17 protein-coding genes are annotated in these 18309 nt (G+C 68.1%); 4 read left to right on the forward strand and 13 right to left on the reverse strand.

Going from position 1 to position 18309, the window contains the following annotated elements; genetic code table 11:
* Window positions 1-74: 74 nt before the first annotated feature.
* Window positions 75-824, reverse strand: a complete 750-nt coding sequence (locus tag G6N55_RS05790) for a lysoplasmalogenase (protein ID WP_085222003.1) — start codon at window positions 822-824, stop codon at window positions 75-77.
* Between G6N55_RS05790 and G6N55_RS05795 the strand changes: the two genes are divergently transcribed.
* The 4 genes from G6N55_RS05795 to G6N55_RS05810 are packed head-to-tail and all read left to right on the forward strand — an operon-like array spanning window position 823 to window position 4864.
* Window positions 823-1791 (forward strand): alpha/beta hydrolase, encoded by a 969-nt coding sequence (locus G6N55_RS05795; RefSeq protein ID WP_085222019.1) that lies wholly within the window; start codon window positions 823-825, stop codon window positions 1789-1791. The two genes, G6N55_RS05790 and G6N55_RS05795, sit on opposite strands and share 2 nt — an antisense overlap.
* A gap of 22 nt (window positions 1792-1813) precedes the next feature.
* Window positions 1814-2779, forward strand: a complete 966-nt coding sequence (locus G6N55_RS05800) for an alpha/beta hydrolase (protein ID WP_085222002.1) — start codon at window positions 1814-1816, stop codon at window positions 2777-2779.
* Window positions 2780-2802: 23 nt separating this feature from the next.
* On the forward strand, window positions 2803-4290 hold the full coding sequence (locus tag G6N55_RS05805) for a flavin-containing monooxygenase (protein WP_232078931.1): 1488 nt from the start codon (window positions 2803-2805) through the stop codon (window positions 4288-4290).
* A gap of 10 nt (window positions 4291-4300) precedes the next feature.
* Window positions 4301-4864 (forward strand): pyridoxamine 5'-phosphate oxidase family protein, encoded by a 564-nt coding sequence (locus G6N55_RS05810; protein WP_085222000.1) that lies wholly within the window; start codon window positions 4301-4303, stop codon window positions 4862-4864.
* Here the strand turns inward: G6N55_RS05810 and metK are convergent.
* From metK to pyrR, 12 genes are all read right to left on the reverse strand, one after another.
* A complete protein-coding gene (gene metK, locus G6N55_RS05815; protein WP_085221999.1) occupies window positions 4861-6072 on the reverse strand; it encodes a methionine adenosyltransferase in 1212 nt (403 codons plus the stop codon). The genes G6N55_RS05810 and metK overlap by 4 nt on opposite strands.
* Before the next feature lie 94 nt (window positions 6073-6166).
* The gene (gene coaBC / locus G6N55_RS05820) at window positions 6167-7417 is read right to left on the reverse strand and encodes a bifunctional phosphopantothenoylcysteine decarboxylase/phosphopantothenate--cysteine ligase CoaBC (protein ID WP_085221998.1); all 1251 of its coding nucleotides are present in this window, start codon (window positions 7415-7417) and stop codon (window positions 6167-6169) included.
* Between the two features lie 53 nt (window positions 7418-7470).
* On the reverse strand, window positions 7471-7794 hold the full coding sequence (rpoZ, locus tag G6N55_RS05825) for a DNA-directed RNA polymerase subunit omega (protein ID WP_085221997.1): 324 nt from the start codon (window positions 7792-7794) through the stop codon (window positions 7471-7473).
* A gap of 76 nt (window positions 7795-7870) precedes the next feature.
* Complete coding sequence (gene gmk / locus G6N55_RS05830; protein WP_085221996.1) at window positions 7871-8497, reverse strand: guanylate kinase; 627 nt, start codon at window positions 8495-8497, stop codon at window positions 7871-7873.
* A gap of 58 nt (window positions 8498-8555) precedes the next feature.
* On the reverse strand, window positions 8556-8873 hold the full coding sequence (gene mihF, locus G6N55_RS05835; RefSeq protein WP_003407240.1) for an integration host factor, actinobacterial type: 318 nt from the start codon (window positions 8871-8873) through the stop codon (window positions 8556-8558).
* A gap of 454 nt (window positions 8874-9327) precedes the next feature.
* Window positions 9328-10155: an orotidine-5'-phosphate decarboxylase gene (pyrF, locus tag G6N55_RS05840; RefSeq protein ID WP_085221995.1), complete on the reverse strand. Its 828-nt coding sequence runs from the start codon at window positions 10153-10155 to the stop codon at window positions 9328-9330.
* Window positions 10152-13517, reverse strand: a complete 3366-nt coding sequence (gene carB, locus G6N55_RS05845) for a carbamoyl-phosphate synthase large subunit (protein ID WP_085221994.1) — start codon at window positions 13515-13517, stop codon at window positions 10152-10154. Before carB ends, pyrF begins: the two co-directional genes overlap by 4 nt.
* Window positions 13517-14653, reverse strand: coding sequence for a glutamine-hydrolyzing carbamoyl-phosphate synthase small subunit (carA, locus tag G6N55_RS05850; RefSeq protein WP_085221993.1), 1137 nt, complete (start codon window positions 14651-14653; stop codon window positions 13517-13519). Before carA ends, carB begins: the two co-directional genes overlap by 1 nt.
* 83 nt (window positions 14654-14736) lie before the next feature.
* A complete protein-coding gene (locus tag G6N55_RS05855; protein WP_085221992.1) occupies window positions 14737-15234 on the reverse strand; it encodes a PH-like domain-containing protein in 498 nt (165 codons plus the stop codon).
* The gene (locus G6N55_RS05860; protein ID WP_085221991.1) at window positions 15231-16535 is read right to left on the reverse strand and encodes a dihydroorotase; all 1305 of its coding nucleotides are present in this window, start codon (window positions 16533-16535) and stop codon (window positions 15231-15233) included. The genes G6N55_RS05855 and G6N55_RS05860 overlap by 4 nt, the downstream gene beginning before the upstream one ends.
* Window positions 16532-17500 (reverse strand): aspartate carbamoyltransferase catalytic subunit, encoded by a 969-nt coding sequence (locus G6N55_RS05865; RefSeq protein ID WP_085221990.1) that lies wholly within the window; start codon window positions 17498-17500, stop codon window positions 16532-16534. The genes G6N55_RS05860 and G6N55_RS05865 overlap by 4 nt, the downstream gene beginning before the upstream one ends.
* A complete protein-coding gene (gene pyrR, locus G6N55_RS05870; protein WP_085221989.1) occupies window positions 17497-18060 on the reverse strand; it encodes a bifunctional pyr operon transcriptional regulator/uracil phosphoribosyltransferase PyrR in 564 nt (187 codons plus the stop codon). Before pyrR ends, G6N55_RS05865 begins: the two co-directional genes overlap by 4 nt.
* Window positions 18061-18309: the final 249 nt, after the last annotated feature.

Consider the following 18309-nt stretch of genomic DNA (forward strand, 5'->3'; position numbering starts at 1 on the left):
CTCGTATCACGAAATATATTGCCAGCCAACATTCTTACCGTCCGTGGCCATACCGTAGCGGCGACCACCGACAGTCAGCCCTCGGCAGGCTCGCGGTCATTGTCACCGGCGCCGGGGGCAACGTCACGGCCGAAGAAGAATCCCGCCGTGATCAGGATCAGGGCCGCGGCGTACAGCCACCAGATCGGCACCGCCAGCGCCTGGTGGCCCAGGATGAACCGGCTGATCGCGATCATCGCGTCCGAGGCCATGAAGCACACCGCACCCACCGGCACCCAAATCGTCGGCAGCCGTGCCGCTATCGCCGTGCACGCCATCGCGGTCAGCACCACGACGTAGACCGTCACCGGGAGCGTCAAGTTGTCCTCACCCAGATGCGGCCAGAACCACACCAGCAATGCGATCGCCGTCACGCACAGCACCGCCATCACCGCGATGCGCGCGCGGGTCACCGACTCTTTGTCCACCAACGGCAGCAGCGCGCCCATAATGCACAGGTGCGCGCACAGAAAAGCGGCCAGCCCCAAGACAAATGACATGGTCCACCACGGGATCGCCAGCAGCCAATCGCCGGTCGCCGACAGCAGCATCGCGGGCATCAGCCAGCGCCGCTCGCTGACGATGGGATGCGCGAACGCGGCGACGGTCAGCAGCAGCGCCATCAAGGCCTTGAACGGCGGCTGCAGAATCCAATGTCCGGTGAGTTCGGTGCCCGGCGCCGATTGCACCGCGATCACGGTCAGGAACACGCCGTAGGCGATGCCCGCCCAGCAGGCCGCCACCCAGCATCCAGCCATCACGCGGGGTGCGTACGGTACCTGCATGCCCAGCTTTGACAAAGCCGACGAGAAACCTCCTATCGACCCCATTCTGCTGAAGGTACTCGACGCGGTTCCGTTCCGGCTATCCACCGACGACGGCATCGACGCTGCGCGCCAGCGGTTCCGCGATCTGCCGCGCCGGCCGCTGCATCCCGAACTGCGCGTCGAGGACCGCACCATCGAGGGCCCGGGCGGCGTCATCCCGATCAGAATCTATTGGCCGCCAACAGATTCCGGTGACGGCACGCTGCCCGTCGTGGTCTACCTGCACGGCGGCGGCTTCGTGCTCGGCGACCTGGACACGCACGACGGCACCGCCCGACAGCACGCGGTGGGCGCCGACGCGATCGTGGTGTCGGTCGACTACCGGTTGGCCCCCGAGCACCCGTATCCCGCGGCCGTCGAAGACGCTTGGGCCGCAACGTTGTGGGTCGTCGAGCACGGCGCAGAGCTGGGCGCGAACCCCGCCCGGCTGGCCGTCGCCGGGGATTCCGCGGGCGGCAACATCGCCGCGGCGATCGCCCAGCAGAGCCGCGACGAAGCCGATCGGGGCGCACCGCCGATCGTCTTCCAGCTGTTGTGGTATCCCTCCACGCTGTGGGACCAGTCGCTGCCGTCCTTCGCGGAGAACGCGACCGCGCCGATTCTCGGCACCCGGGCCATCGCGCAGTTCTCCCGTTGGTACGCAGGCGATGTCGACTTGTCCAACCCCCCGGTGCGCATGGCGCCCGGTCGGGCGAAGGATCTGACCGGCCTGCCGGCGGCGTACATCGGCGTCGCCGGCTACGACCCGCTGCGCGACGACGGCATCGCCTACGGCAAGCTGCTGGCCGCCGCGGGCGTGCCCGCCGAGGTGCACAACGCCGAGACGATGGTGCACGGCTATCTCGGCTACGCGGGCGTGGTTCCGGACGCCACGGCCGGGTTGGACCGGGGGCTCGCGGCGTTAAGGAATGCGCTGTACAGGTAAACGGCAGGGGTACGGTGAACGAATGATCGAGCCGCCCCTCGCCCGACCGGGTATCGACCCGACCTTCAAAGCGTTGCTCGACGCCTTCACCATGACGTTCAACGCGGACGACGGCGTCGAACTTGCCCGCACCCGGCTACGCCAGCTCAAGGTGCCGGAGGAAATGCTGCCGCCGATGCGGATCGAGGACCGCACGGTCGGCCACGGAGATCTCACCGATATCCCGGTCCGGATCTACTGGCCGCCGGATACCGAGGCTCCCCCACCCGTCGTGGTTTTTTACCACGGCGGCGGTTTTTGTCTGGGTGATTTGGACACCCACGACCCCGTCGCGCGCGGGCACGCGCTCGGCGCCGAGGCCATCGTGGTGTCCGTCGGCTACCGACTCGCACCCGAACACCCGTTTCCGGCCGGCGTGAACGACGCCTGGGCCGCCTTGCAGTGGGTCGGCGCGCACGCCGCCGAGCTGGGCGGTGACCCGGGCCGGATCGCCGTCGCCGGTGATTCCGCGGGCGGCAACCTCGCGGCGGTCACCGCCCTGCTGGCCCGCGACAACGACGGGCCCGCGCTGACGTTCCAGCTGCTGTGGTACCCGGTCGCCACCGGTGACCTGTCGCTGCCCTCGCACACCGAGAACGCCGTCGCGCCGGTGCTGGACCGCGAGGTGATCGAGGCGTTCCTGGCCTGGTATCTGCCCGACATCGACATCGACGGCGATCCCAAGACGTTGCCCGTCACCGTGGCCCCGGCCAACGCCGACGACCTGTCCGGATTGCCACCTGCCTACATCGGGACGGCCGGGCACGATCCGCTGCGCGACGACGGGTCGCGCTACGCGGAGCTGCTCAGCGCCGCGGGGGTGCCCGTCGAGCTGAGCAACGAGCCGACGATGGTGCACGGGTACGCCAGCTTTGCCATGGTGATCCCGGCCGCCGCGGAAGCCACCGAGCGCGGGTTGCGGGCCCTGCGGAAAGCGCTGCACCCGTAAGCCGGACGTCGATGAGACCGGACGTGCCAGGGAACCCCGACCATCACATCGTGATCGTCGGAGCGGGATTCTCCGGTATCGGCGCCGCGATCAAACTCGACAAGGCCGGGCTAGGCGACTATCTCGTGATCGAAGCCGGCGACGGCGTGGGTGGCACCTGGCATTGGAACACCTATCCCGGTATCGCCGTAGATATTCCGTCGTTCTCCTATCAGTTCTCGTTCGAACAGAGCCGGCAATGGTCGCGGACCTACGCGCCGGGCCGGGAGCTGAAGGCCTACGCCGAACATTGCGTCGACAAATACGGGATCCGATCGCGAATCCGGTTGAACACCAAGGTTCTTTCCGCCGAATTCGACGACAAGCACGCGCTGTGGCGCCTCCAGACGGATCCGGGCGGCGAGGTCACGGCCAGATTCCTGATCAGCGCCAGCGGCGTGCTGACCGTGCCGAACCTGCCCGACATCGACGGCGTGGACTCGTTCGACGGCGTCACCATGCACACCGCGCGCTGGGATCACCGCCAGGACCTGACCGGCAAGCGCGTCGCGATTATCGGCACCGGCGCCTCGGCCGTCCAGGTCATCCCCGAGATCGCGCCAATTGTCAGCCAGCTCACCGTATTCCAGCGCACCCCGATCTGGTGCTTCCCCAAATTCGACGTCCCGTTGCCGGCGGCGCTGCGCGCGGCGATGCGGATTCCCGGCGGGCAGGTCTTACAGCGGCTGCTCAGTCAGGCGTTCGTCGAGCTGACCTTCACGATCGCCGCGCAGTACTTCACGCTGGTTCCGCTGGCCGGGCGGATGGGCGACGCCGGTCGCCGCTATCTGCGTGAGCAGGTCGACGACCCGGAGGTGCGCGCGCAGCTCACGCCGCAGTACGCGGTGGGCTGCAAACGGCCCGGCTTCCACAACGGCTACCTGGCCACGTTCAACCGCGACAACGTGCGGCTGGTCACCGAGCCGATCGACAAGATCACGCCCGACGCGGTGGCCACCACCGACGGCGAGAACCACGAGATCGATGTGCTGGTGCTGGCGACCGGATTCAAGGTGATGGACGCCGACCACATGCCGACCTTTGCGATCACCGGAAGCGGCGGCACCACGCTGACGGAGTTCTGGGACTCCCACCGGCTGCAGGCCTACGAGGGCGTCAGCGTCCCGGGATTCCCGAACATGTTCAGCGTGATGGGCCCCTACGGCTACGTCGGCTCTTCGTATTTCGCGTTGATCGAGACGCAGACCCACCACATCGTGCGGTGCCTGAAGCGGGCCCGGCGCACCGGCATGGCACGTGTCGAGGTCACCGAGAAAGCCAACAGCCGCTACTTCGACGAGATGATGCGCAAGCGGCACCGTCAGATCTTCTGGCAGGACACCTGTCAACTGGCCAACAGCTACTACTTCGACAAGAACGGCGACGTCCCGCTGCGTCCGGCCACCACGATGGAGGCCTACTGGCGCAGCCGTCGTTTCGACCTCGACGACTACCGATTCGCCAGCCGCTAGGCTCGGCGGCATGGCCAAGGAGTTTTCGCGTCTCGACGAGTCGCTCCGAGAATTCATCGACGGCCAGGCCATGTTCTTCGTCGCCACCGCCCCGTCCGAAGGCGGCCGAATCAACCTGTCCCCCAAGGGGTATCGCGATACCTTCGCAGTGCTCGACGATCACACCGTCGCCTATCTCGATCTGTTCGGCAGTGGCGTGGAAACCATCGCGCACCTGCGTGACAACGGGCGGATCACGCTGATGTTCTGTTCGTTCGCGCGCAATTCGCGCATCCTGCGGTTGTACGGTACCGGCCGCTCGGTCCGGCCCGACGACGCCGATTTCCCGGCTCTGCTAACGCATTTCGGGGATCAGCACGCCGGCGTACGGGCCGCCATCGTCATCGACGTCGAGCGGATCGCCGACGCCTGCGGATTCGCGGTGCCGTACTACGAACTCGTCGACGAACGGCCGGTGCTCGACACGTACCACGCGAAGGCATCCAAGGAAGCCCGCGTGCACGGCATCGAACGCAACCAGCGCAGCATCGACGGACTGCCCGGGCTAGAACCCGACCATCCCGTGCTCGGCTAGATGGCGCGCTTGAGCTCGTCGACCTTGTTCAGCTGCTCCCATGGCAGGTCGATGTCGGTGCGGCCGAAGTGGCCGTACGCGGCGGTCGGTGCGTAGATCGGACGCAGCAGGTCCAGGTCGCGGACGATCGCTCCCGGCCGCAGGTCGAACACCTCGGGCACGATCTTCTCGATCTTGACCGGGTCGACGGTGGCGGTGCCGAACGTCTCGATGAACAGGCCGACCGGGGCGGCCTTGCCGATCGCGTAGGCCACCTGCACCTCGACCCGCTCGGCCAGGCCGGCGGCGACGATGTTCTTGGCCACCCAGCGCATCGCGTACGCCGCCGAGCGGTCCACCTTGGACGGGTCCTTGCCGGAGAACGCGCCGCCGCCGTGGCGGGCCCAGCCGCCGTAGGTGTCGACGATGATCTTGCGGCCGGTCAGGCCGGCGTCACCCATCGGGCCGCCGACGACGAACTTGCCGGTCGGGTTGATCAGCACCCGCGTCGACGAGGAGTCCAGCGTCTCGTGGGCGAGGTCCGCCAGCACGGTCTTGATCACGTGCTCGCGCAGGTCAGGGTCCAGCGTCTGCACCAGGTCGATGTCGGCCGCGTGCTGGGTGGAGATCACCACGGTGTCCAGCCGGACCGGGACGTCGTCCTCGTAGGCGATGGTGACCTGGGTCTTGCCGTCCGGCCGCAGGTAGGGCAGCGTGCCGTTCTTGCGGACCTCGGTCAGTCGCCGCGACAGCCGGTGGGCCAGCGCGATGGGCAGCGGCATCAGCTCGGGGGTGTCGCTGATCGCGTAGCCGAACATCAGGCCCTGGTCGCCGGCGCCCTGGGAGTCCAGCGGGTCCGCGGCGCCCTCGACGCGCGTCTCGTGGGCGGTGTCCACACCCTGCGCGATGTCGGGCGACTGCCGGCCGATGCCGATGTTGACGCCGCACGTCTCCCCGTCGAAGCCCTTGGCCGAGTCGTCGTAGCCGATCTCGAGGATGCGCTCGCGCACCGTGTTGGCGATGTCGGCGAACGCCTCCTTCGCGGTCGTCGTCACCTCGCCGATGACGTGCACCTGACCGGTGGTTACCGCCGTCTCGACCGCCACGCGCGAGCGCGGGTCCACGGCCAGCAGCGAGTCGAGCACCGAGTCGCTGATCGCGTCACAGATCTTGTCCGGATGCCCCTCGGTCACCGACTCACTGGTAAACAGCCGACCCTTTTCGCTCACTGCGTCATCCTTCCGTACTCACTAATGTTAGTTAGGCAAATTATCTTAGGTGCCTTCAACTCAACCGGCTCGGTCGGGCGATTGCAACCTTGCGTTATCCGTTGTCGCCCTGCAGAAAAGTGACAATCGCGTCAACGATGCGACTGGCCATCAGCGTCTTCGACCCGTGCTGCAGCGCGGCCTCGGTTCCGTCGGACGCCAGCAGCCAGCCGTCGTTGCTGTCCACCTCGAACGCCCGGCCGTCGCCCACCGCGTTGACCACCAACAGGTCACATCCCTTGCGGCGCAACTTCGCTCGCGCATGGAACAACACGTCCCCGTTGGCGTCGCCGGTCTCGGCGGCGAAACCGACGATGGCCCGCATGTTGGGCAGCTCGCCGTGCGCTCGCGCGCGGACCGCGCCGGCCAGCACGTCGTCGTTGCGCACCAACTCGATGGTCGGCGCGTCGTCGTTATCGTTCGGGCCTTTTTTGATCTTCGCGGCGGCAACGTGCGCGGGCCGGAAGTCGGCGACCGCGGCGGCCATCACCAGGACATCGGCGGCTGGAGCGTGCTTGGAGACCGCGTCGGCGAGTTGCTGGGCCGAGCTGATGTGCACCACGTCGACACCGGCCGGGTCGATGAGCCCGACGGTGTGGCCGGCGATCAGCGTGACCTCGGCGCCGCGCTGGGCGGCGACCCGCGCGACGGCGTAGCCCTGCTTGCCGGAGCTGCGGTTGCCGATGAAGCGGACCGGATCGATCGGCTCGCGGGTGCCGCCCGCGGTCACCAGGAGCTTGCGGCCGGCCAGGTCAAAGGGCAGCGCGTCACCGCGTTCCAGCAGCAGATGGGCCAGGGTGGTGATCTCCTCGGCCTCGGGCAGCCTTCCTTTGCCGCTGTCAGCGCCGGTGAGCCGTCCAAACGCCGGTTCCAGCACAACAGCGCCCCGACGGCGCAATGTCGCCACATTGTCGACAGTGGCCGGGTGTAACCACATCTCGGTGTGCATCGCCGGGGCGAACAGCACCGGACATCGCGCCGTGAGCAGCGTGGCGGTCAGCAGATCGTCGGCCCGGCCGTGCACGGCGCGGGCCAACAGGTCGGCGGTGGCCGGTGCCACCACGACCAGGTCGGCGTGCTGACCGAGCCGAACGTGCGGCACCTCGGGAACGTCGGAGAACACACCGGTGTGCACCGGCTGCCCGGACAGCGCCTCGAACGTGGCGGCGCCGACGAAGCGCAATGCGGATTCGGTCGGGATGACGCGGACGTCATGGCCGGCCTCGGCGAGCTGCCGGACGACGGTGCACGCCTTGTACGCGGCGATACCCCCGGAGACACCGACGACGATCCGCTTGCGGTCCACCTATGCCGGCCCTTCTTCGTTGAAGCGGCTCTCCACGCCCGGCCCCCGACCTGTTACTCGCCCTCGGTGTGCTCGAGCAGGTCGGCGTGGATCTCACGCATCGCGATCGAGAGCGGCTTTTCCTGCAAACCGGGCTCGACCAGCGGGCCGACGTACTCGAGGATGCCCTCGCCGAGCTGGTTGTAGTAATCGTTGATCTGCCGGGCTCGCTTGGCCGCGTAGATGACCAGTGCGTACTTGCTCGAGACGCGGTCCAGCAATTCGTCGATGGGCGGGTTGGTGATGCCCAATGGGGTGTCGTAGGCGCGCTGCCCTCCTGCCGAAGGATCGAATTGATCCACGGCGGTCAGCGTCGCGTCGGACTGCGGAATACTCACTTAAGACATTCTCCTGGCGCGTAGAGCGGTTGAAACGGCTAGAAACTTGATTCGTGATCGCGTCTGACGAGTCGGCTCAGGCCGGACCAGGCGCGTTTCCCACCAGCAAGGATACCAATTCGGCGCACGCAGACTCCAATTGACTGTTGACCACTACCTGGTCGAAGTCGTCTTGAGCTGCCAGTTCCTCCCGCGCGGTCTCCAGGCGGCGCGCGATGGCCTCGGGCGTTTCGGTGCCACGCCCGAGGAGCCTGGCCTCCAAATCCGCCCAGCTGGGCGGGGCCAGGAACACCGTGATCGCCTCCGGCATCGCCTTCTTGATCGCCCTGGCTCCGGCCAGGTCCACCTCGATGAGCACCGGAAATCCCGACCTGGTCGCGGCCCGGACCGGTTCGGCCGGGGTGCCCGATCGCTGCAGTCCACCGTGGATTTCGGCCCACTCCAGCAGGGCGCCCTCGTCGATGAGCTGCTGAAAGCGGGCGGGACTGACGAAGTGGTAGTCGACGCCGTCGACCTCGCCCGGCCGCGGCGCCCGCGTCGTGGCCGAGACGCTGAAATGCAGGTCCGGTACCCGCTCTCGCAGACACCGGACCACTGTTGATTTACCGACCGCTGAGGGACCGGACAGCACCACCACACGTCCCTCGCCTGATGGTTCGAGACGTGCGCGGTGCCCGGCGTCCGGTCCCTCGTCGACGTTCACTGGCGCCCCTGAGTCGGCGCGCCCACAGGCCAATCGGCCTGCATCGCCGCAGATCGGGTTAGGCGGAGCCGAACTTTTCCAGCAAGGCCTTGCGCTGGCGATCGCCCAGACCCCGCAGGCGGCGGGTCGGTGCGATTTCGAGCTCGGTCATGATTTCCTGCGCCTTGACCTTGCCCACCTTCGGCAACGCCTCAAGCAGGGCCGACACCTTCATCTTGCCCAGGACTTCATCACTCTCGGCATCCTTGAGCACCTGGGTCAGGTTGGTGCCACCACGCTTGAGACGGTCTTTCAGCTCTGCACGCGCTCGACGTGCGGCAGCCGCCTTCTCCAACGCGGCCGCGCGCTGCTCGTCGGTCAACTGGGGAAGGGCCACGATTCCTCCGTATCTAGATCAATCTCGTGTCTCTGCCGGGTACTTGGGCCCAGCGGAGACGACCGTACTCACGCTTCCTGACGAAATCTAACCCGACCCCCTGGTTAAGACGATAAATGCCCAGCTTGCGCCGCGCCCACAGATGCTGTCAGCGGCCCGCTTCGGCATCGCTGGCAGCGTCCCGATCGGGCCCTTCGGCGGCGGCGCGCCGTCCCCGGCAAGGACCCGGATTATGCCGTTTACCTGCGGTTTTATGTCCGCCGGGCGAGGCGCCGGACGTCGGGTGAGGGACAGCCGCGGACCGCGAAAACTGATAGCCGTGGGGCCCGTGCGGGCCATCACGATTTGCCATGGCGTGTCGCGCGTGTCGCGGCGCGGACAAACACCAGGTCGCCGGGTGGAAGTTGGTGGGGAAAGATTCCGATGCTGTTAACCGGGGCCCCGAAGGTGCCCGTTATTCGACGCCGAGATAGGCGACGGAGTCCAGCATTCGTTCGCCGGCCGCCCGCAGGTCCGAGACGCTCGGTCCGGCCCGCAACACCTCGCGGGCCACCGCGGGCAGCAATTGGCCCGGAGCGGCCCCACCCAGGCCCGCCAGGGCCTCAGGACGGCCGCCCTGGACGCCGACGCCCGGCACCAGCACCGGTCCGCCCAGCGCGCTGACGTCGGGCGCCTCGAAAACCGTCGCACCGACGACCACGCCGACGTATCCCGGTTCATTCGGCGTCGACGACCGGTTGACCACCGCCGCCTGGTCGATGACCAGCTGGGACACCGTGCGGCCGTCGAAGGTGGCCCGCTGCACGGTGGCGCCCTCCGGGTTGGAGCTGGCCGCCACCACGAACACCCCCCGGCCGTGCGCGGCGGCGGCCTCCAGCAGCGGGCGCAGCGAGCCGAACCCCAGATAGGGCGACGCGGTCACCGCGTCGGCGGCCAGCGGCGAATCGCCGGCCCAGGCCGTGGCGTAGGCCGCCATCGTCGTCCCGATATCGCCGCGCTTGGCGTCGGCCAGCACCAGCACCCCGGCCGAGCGCAGCGCGGCGATCGTGCGTTCCAGCACCGCGTAGCCGACGGAGCCGTAGGACTCGAAGAACGCCACCTGGGGCTTGACGACGGCGAAACCGGAAAAGGCCTCCACGCAGATGTCGCAGAACTTGGCCACGCCGTCGGCGGTGGTGGGCAGGTCCCAGGCCCGCAGCAGCTCGGGGTGCGGGTCGATGCCCAGGCACAACGGCCCGCGACTCGCCTTTGCCCCGGCCAGCCGGGCGCCGAACCCGGTCATCGAGCGTCCTTTTCGGCTGTCCCGTTGGGCCCGATCATGCTGTGCAGCTCCTGCAGCGACCGCACCCCGATATCTCCGCGGATGCCGGCCTCGATGCCCTGTACGGCCGCCGATGCGCCCTGCACGGTCGTCACGCAGGGGATGTTGGCCGAGACCGCGACGGAACGGATTTCGTAGCCGTCGATACGCGGACCGGAGTTGCCGTACGGCGTGTTGATCACCATGTCGACCTGGCCTGCCTTGATCGCCTCGACCGCCGACATCTCGGGACGCCCGGGCTGCGGTGGCTCGAAATGCTTGCGCACCTCGTCGCAGGGAATTCCGTTGCGGCGCAACATCTCCGCGGTGCCTTCGGTGGCCAGCACCCGAAAGCCCAGGTCGGCGAGGCGCTTGACCGGAAATACCAGCGATCGTTTGTCGCGGTTGGCGACCGACACGAAAATGGTGCCCTGGGCCGGCAGCGAGCCGTACGCGGCGGTCTGGCTCTTGGCGAAGGCGCTGCCGAAGTCGCGGTCGATGCCCATCACCTCACCGGTCGACTTCATCTCCGGGCCCAGCAGGGAATCGATGGCCGATCCGTCGGCGCGGCGGAACCGGTGGAACGGCAACACCGCCTCCTTGACCGCGATCGGGGCGTCCAGGGCGGCGTTGGCCCCGTCCCCGGTCGGCACCAGCATGCCCTCGTCGCGAAGCTGGGAGATGGTGGCGCCCAACATGATTCGGGCGCACGCCTTGGCCAGCGGGATCGCGGTGGCCTTGGACACGAACGGCACGGTGCGGCTGGCCCGCGGATTGGCCTCCAAGACGTAGAGCACATCGTCTTTGAGGGCGTACTGCACGTTGAGCAGGCCGATCACACCGATGCCGTGCGCGATGGCCTCGGTGGCCCGGCGCACCTTCTCGATGTCGCTGCGCCCCAACGTCACCGGCGGCAGCGCGCACGCCGAGTCGCCGGAGTGGATGCCCGCTTCCTCGATGTGCTCCATGATGCCGCCGATGTACACCTCGGGGCCGTCGCAGAGCGCGTCGACGTCGATTTCGACCGCGTCCTCGAGGAAACGGTCGACGAGCACCGGATGCTCCGGGGAGAGCTCGGTGGCGCGGGTGATGTAGCTCTTCAGCGTCTCTTCGTCGTAGACGATCTCCATGCCGCGCCCGCCCAGCACGTAGGACGGCCGCACCAGCACCGGGTAGCCGATCTCGTCGGCGATCCGGCGGGCCTGCGCGAAAGTCGTTGCGGTGCCGTATTTCGGCGCCGGCAGACCCGCGGTGGTCAGCACGTCACCGAAGGCGCCGCGGTCCTCGGCCAGGTCGATGGCCTCCGGCGGGGTGCCCACGATCGGCACGCCGGCGTCGGCGAGCCGCTGGGCCAGCCCCAGCGGGGTCTGCCCGCCGAGTTGCACGATGACGCCGACCACTCCGGGGCCTCCGAGCGCCGACTGCGCCTCGGCGCGGTACACCTCCAGGACGTCCTCGAACGTCAGCGGCTCGAAATACAGCCGGTCGGCGGTGTCGTAGTCGGTGGAGACGGTCTCCGGGTTGCAGTTGACCATCACGGTCTCAAAGCCGGCCTGGCTCAACGTGGTTGCCGCGTGCACACAGCTGTAGTCGAATTCGATGCCCTGCCCGATCCGGTTCGGCCCCGACCCCAGGATCAGCACCTTGGGCCGTTCGGTCTGGGGTGCGACCTCGCTCTCGGCGGCCGGGTCGAGCTCGTAGCTGCTGTAGTGATAAGGCGTCTTGGCTTCGAACTCCGCCGCGCAGGTGTCGACCGTTTTGTACACCGGGTGGATGTCGAGCCGCTCGCGCAGCGACCGCACCCCGTTTTCGCCCGCCAATTCGGGCCGCAGCGCGGCGATCTGACGATCGGACAGCCCACTGTGCTTGGCCTGGCGCAGCAGATCGGCGTCGAGCACCGGCGCCGACACCAGCTCGGCGCGCAGGTTCTCCAGCTCCCCGATTTGCGCGATGAACCACGGGTCCACCCCGCTGGCCTCGGCGACTCGCTCGACCGACGCGCCCAGCCGCAACGCCAACTCGATGTCGTAGAGCCGGCCTTCGGTCGGGGTCCGCAGCCGCGTCAGCACCTCTTGGACGTCGCCGTGCTCGTCGGGCTTGGTCCAGAAGCCGGCGCGGGTGGTCTCCAGCGACCGCATCACCTTGCCGAGCGCCTCGATGAAGTTGCGGCCCAGCGACATTGCCTCGCCGACGGATTTCATCGTGGTGGTCAGGGTAGGGTCGGCGCCGGGGAACTTCTCGAACGCGAACCGCGGTGCCTTGACCACGACGTAGTCCAGGGTGGGCTCGAAACAGGCCGGCGTTTCCTTGGTGATGTCGTTGACGATCTCGTCGAGCGTGTAGCCGATGGCCAGCTTGGCGGCGATCTTGGCGATCGGGAAGCCGGTGGCCTTGGAAGCCAGTGCGCTGGAACGGGATACCCGCGGGTTCATCTCGATGACGATCAGCCGGCCGTCGGTCGGGTTGATCGCGAACTGGATGTTGCAGCCGCCGGTGTCGACGCCGACCTCACGCAGGATCGCGATGCCCAGGTCGCGCATCCGCTGGTATTCCCGGTCGGTCAGCGTCATGGCCGGCGCGACGGTGACGGAGTCACCGGTGTGCACGCCCATCGGGTCGACGTTCTCGATCGAGCACACCACCACGACGTTGTCGTTGCCGTCGCGCATCAGCTCGAGCTCGAATTCCTTCCAGCCGTAGATCGATTCCTCGATCAGCACGTTGGCGCTGGGGCTGGCGGCCAGCCCGGCGCCGGCCATCCGGTCGACCTCCTCGACGGAGCGTGCCATGCCCGAACCCAGGCCGCCCATCGTGAAGCTGGGCCGCACCACGACCGGCAGGCCGAGCTCGTCGACCGTCTCCCCGACCTCTTCCATCGTGAAACAGACTCGGCTGCGGGCGGATTCACCGCCGACCTTGGCGACGATGTCCTTGAACATCTGCCGGTCCTCGCCGCGCTGGATGGCGTCGAAATCGGCGCCGATCAGCTCGACGCCGTGTCGTTCCAGCGCCCCGTTCTCGTACAGCGCGACCGCGGTGTTGAGCGCGGTCTGCCCGCCCAGGGTCGCCAGCACCGCGTCGATCTTGTTGCCGCGCTCGGCCTGTTGCACGATCACCTTCTCCACGAAGGCGGCGGTGATCGGCTCGACGTAGGTGTGGTCGGCGTACTCCGGGTCGGTCATGATGGTGGCCGGGTTAGAGTTGACCAGGCTGACCTGCAGACCCTCGGCGCGCAGCACCCGGCACGCCTGGGTGCCGGAGTAGTCGAATTCGCAGGCTTGACCGATGACGATCGGCCCGGAACCGATCACCAGCACGTGGTTGAGGTCGGTGCGACGTGGCACTAGCGGCCCCTTCCGCTTTCTCGGGAAGCCATCAGTTCGGCGAATTGATCGAACAGGTATTCGGCATCGTGGGGGCCGGCGGCAGCCTCCGGATGGTACTGCACCGAAAACGCCTTTCCGTCAAGCAGTTTGACGCCTTCCACCACTCCGTCGTTGGCGCAGGTGTGGCTGACGATCGCTTGGCCGAACGGCGTGTCGAACCGCTGGCCGGCCTCACCTTCCAGCGCGAAGCCGTGGTTCTGCGCGGTCACCGCGACCCGCCGGGTGGCGTGGTCGATGACCGGGATGTTGATGCCGCGGTGACCGAAGACCATCTTGTAGGTGGACAGCCCGAGCGCCCGGCCCAGGATCTGATTGCCGAAACAGATGCCGAACAACGGGATTCCGGCGCCCAGCACGGCGCGGGTGAGCGCGACGACGTGGTCGGCGGTGGCCGGGTCGCCGGGCCCGTTGGACAAGAACACCCCGTCCGGCTTGAGATCGGCGATCTGGTCGAAGGTGGCCGACGCCGGCAGCACGTGGCTGCGGATTCCGCGCCGGGCGAAGTTGCGTGGCGTGTTGGTCTTGATGCCGAGGTCGAGGACGGCGACCGTAAAGCGCTGCGACCCTTCGGGTTCCACGACATAGCTGCCCGGGGTGCTGACCTCGCCGGCGAGATCGGCGCCCAGCATCGACTGCTGGTCGCGCACCCGGTCCAGCAACTCGCCGGGCTCGGCCAGCGCACCGCCGGAGAACACCCCGGCCTTCATCGAGCCGCGGCTGCGCAGGTGGCGCACCACGGCGCGGGTGTCGATGCCCGCGATCCCGACGATGTCCTGGCGGATCAGCTCGTCCTCCAGGGTTCCGGTGGCACGCCAGTTGGAGGCGCGCGGCGACGGGTCGCGGACCGCGTAGCCGGCGACCCAGATCTTGTCGCCCCGGCTTTCGGCGTCCTCGCCGTTCCACCCGGTGTTGCCGATCTGCGGCGCGGTGGCCACCACGATCTGGCGGTGATAGCTGGGATCGGTCAGCGTCTCCTGATAACCCGACATGCCCGTGGAGAACACGGCCTCCCCGAGAGTCTGGCCGATCTTGCCGAACGGCCTCCCGGTGAAGACGCGGCCGTCTTCCAGCACCAGTTGAGCTACTTCGGTCACGGGCGCCGCCCTCCCCCTGGCCGTTTCACGGCGGGGAGGTACCCCCACCTCGTTACTGCGTGCCGCATCGTCGTGGGCGCGGCTCACGCGGCCTCCTCCAGCCAGCCGTCGTATCCCTCGCGATTGCCGGCCCGGAACCCGGTGTCGATTTCGACACCGGACGGTAGCCGCCAGCGGATGGCCAATACCCCACTGCGGGCGGCGAGCTTGCCGGCCATCACGCGTTCGGTGCGCACCTCGGAAATCGCGCTCTGCGGAATCCAAATCGGATTGGCGCCGATGCGTTCCAGCAGGATTCCCTCGGGATAGCGGCTCAGCACCGCCTTGCTGCGGAACCCGAGATCGCCGGCCGTGACCCGTTCATTGGATTCCGGGGCCAGCGTCGACCCGACGTAGACGCCGCGCAGCGTGGTGGTCGCCGTGCCCACCTCGTCGGGTATGGCGGGCAGGTTGCCGATCAGCTCCTGCTGGCGCAGCGACCGCCGGCGCCAGCCCAGCATCATCAGCTGGATCACCACCGCGATGACCACCACCAGCACAGCCGCGAAGATCAGCGATCCCACCAGAGTCGGAGAATTCATGCGGGGCTCTTCCCATCCCGAGCGGTGATCTTTCCGCGCAGCAGCGTGGCCGTCACGGTGGCGGGCAAGCTCATCGACTCGAAAGGAGTGTTGGCCGAGCGGCTGGCGAGGTCTCCTCCAGTCACGGTCCACGTCGCATCCGGGTTCACCACGGTGAGGTTGGCCGGCTCCCCCACCTCCAGCGGCCGGCCGTGATCGGGCAATCCGACTATGCGCGCCGGGTTTTCACTCATCACCCGCGCGACGTCGCGCCAGCTGAGCAGTCCGGGTGCCACCATCGTCTGCACCACCACCGACAGCGCGGTCTGCAGCCCCAGCATGCCGGGGCGGGCGGCGGAGAACTCGCAACATTTCTCGTGCTCGGCGTGCGGGGCATGGTCGGTGGCCACACAGTCGATTACCCCCTCGGCCAGCGCGTCACGCAACGCGATCGTGTCGGCGGCCTCGCGCAGCGGCGGATTGACCCGGTTCACCCCGTCGTAGCTGACCAGTCGGCTGTCGTCGAGCAGCAGATGATGCGGCGTCACCTCGGCGGTGATGGAAATGCCTTGCCCCTTGGCCCATTTCAGCAGCTCCACGGTTCCCGCAGTCGAGGCGTGGCAGATGTGCACCCGGGCGCCGGCGTCGCGGGCCAGCAGCGCGTCGCGGGCGACGATCGATTCCTCGGCCGCCCGCGGCCAGCCCGCCAGCCCGAGCCGGGCGGCCGTCGGCCCCTCGTGCGCCACCGCGCCGACGGTCAGCCTCGGCTCCTCGGCGTGCTGGGCGATCAGCACGCCCAGCCCGGTGGCGTATTCCAGGGCGCGGCGCATGATCAGCGGGTCGTGCACGCAGCTGCCGTCGTCGGAGAACATCCGCACCTGTGCGACGCCGGCCGCCATCATGCCCATCTCGGTGAGCTCGGTTCCGGCCAGCCCGACCGTGACCGCGCCGACGGGGTGCACGTCCACCAGGCCGACCTGCTGGCCGCGATGCCAGACGTGATCGGTGACCACCGGGCTGTCGGCCACCGGCTTGGTGTTCGCCATCGCGAACACCGCCGTGTATCCACCCAAAGCGGCTGCCGCCGAACCGGTTTCGATGTCCTCGGCGTATTCGCGGCCGGGCTCGCGCAGGTGGGTGTGCAGGTCGACGAACCCGGGCAGCAGCACCTGATCCGTGGCATCGATGACGTCGGCCGTATCCGGGATAGCCAGCTTGACCCCGATTTCGGCGATCTGGCCTGCAAAACCGGGACTGTCGATCAGGACGTCGACCCGGTCGCCTTCGCCGTACAACCGGACCCCGCGAAGCAGCACGGTCACGCGGCACCCTCACTTCCAGCAGATTCGGTACCCACCAGCACGTGGAACAGCACGGCCATCCGCACGTGCACGCCGTTGGAAACCTGTTGCAGCACCGCGGATTGCGACGAATCCGCCACCGAGGACGCGATCTCCATGCCGCGCACCATCGGGCCGGGGTGCAGCACCACGGCGTGGTCCGGCAGCATGGCCTGGCGCCGGTCGGAAAGGCCGTAGCGCACCGAGTATTCGCGCACCGACGGGAAGAACCCGCCGTTCATCCGCTCGGCCTGCACCCGCAGCATCAGCACCGCGTCGGCGGCGGGCAGTTCTGCGTCGAAATCGTAGGAGACGGTGGCCGGCCAGCCGTCGACGCCGACCGGCAGCAGTGTCGGCGGCGCCACCAGCACCACCTCGGCGCCCAGCGTGGCCAGCAGCATCACGTTGGAGCGGGCGACCCGGCTGTGCAGGATGTCACCGACGATCACCACACGCCGGCCCTCGATCTCGCCCAGCCGCTGGCGGATGGTCAGCGCGTCCAGCAGCGCCTGCGTCGGGTGTTCGTGCGTGCCGTCCCCGGCGTTGATCACCGACGGGCCACCGTATTCGCTGTTGGAGTGAGCGGTCCAGTCGGCCAGCAGGTGCGCGGCACCGGAGGCCGGGTGCCGGATGATCAGCGCGTCGGCGCCGGCCGCGTGCAGCGTCAATGCGGTGTCGCGCAGCGACTCCCCTTTGCTCACCGACGATCCGGACGAGCTGACGTTGATCACGTCGGCGCTCATCCACTTGCCGGCCACCTCGAACGACACCCGGGTGCGGGTGGAGTTCTCGTAGAACATCGTGACCACGGTGCGCCCGCGCAGGGTGGGGAGTTTCTTGACCTCGCGCCCGACCAGTGCCTGCGCGAACCGGTCGGCGTCGTCGAGGATGGCGGTGGCCTGATCGCGACTCAGATCGCCCGCCGCCAGGAGGTGTCGCGTGCTCATCGGGAGATCACCACCCCGTCGTGGCCGTCGTGCTCGCGCAGCTGGACGTGCACACTCTCGGTGCGCGAGGTCGGCACGTTCTTGCCGACGTAGTCGGCACGCACCGGCAGCTCGCGATGGCCGCGGTCGACCAGCACCGCGAGTTGCACGGCCCGCGGCCGGCCCACGTCTCGCAGCGCGTCCAGCGCGGAGCGCACCGAGCGACCGGAATACAGCACGTCGTCGACGAGGATCACCAGCGCGTCGTCGATGCCGCCGGCCGGGATCGAGGTGACCTCCAGCGGCCGGGGCGGCTTGGTCATCAAATCGTCACGGTACAAAGTGATGTCGAGCCCACCATGGCCGACTTCGACGCCACAGAATTCGCCGATATTGGCAGCCAGCCGCGCGGCCAGCGTCACCCCGCGGGTTGGGATTCCCAACAGCACCACGCGGGGCGCGTCGGGACCGTCCAGCGCGGTCTTTTCGATGATCTGATGCGCGATACGGGAAATGGTTCGGCCGACGTCGGCCGCCGACATCAATTCGCGGCCCGTTGCGGAATCACCCGCGGCACTCATGCGAAACCTTGACCTCCTTCTCCGCCTCTCCGGACGGATCGTTAAAGGATGTCGACTGTCGGGCAGCGTAGCATTTCGCGGCTCGCGCGACGATGGCGGACGCGCCCGGCCCCGAACGCCGGGCCGTGATGACCGTGCTGCTGCGCCGAAACAAACGCTGGTTCTGGTGGCCCCGCCAGGTCCGCACCCACCACCGAATGAGGTTCGGCGGCTACGCTGGCGGAAATGACAGCCAGCAACCCCTCCGGC

Source organism: Mycobacterium florentinum (genome assembly GCF_010730355.1).
In the GTDB taxonomy this organism is placed as follows: Bacteria; Actinomycetota; Actinomycetes; order Mycobacteriales; family Mycobacteriaceae; genus Mycobacterium; species Mycobacterium florentinum.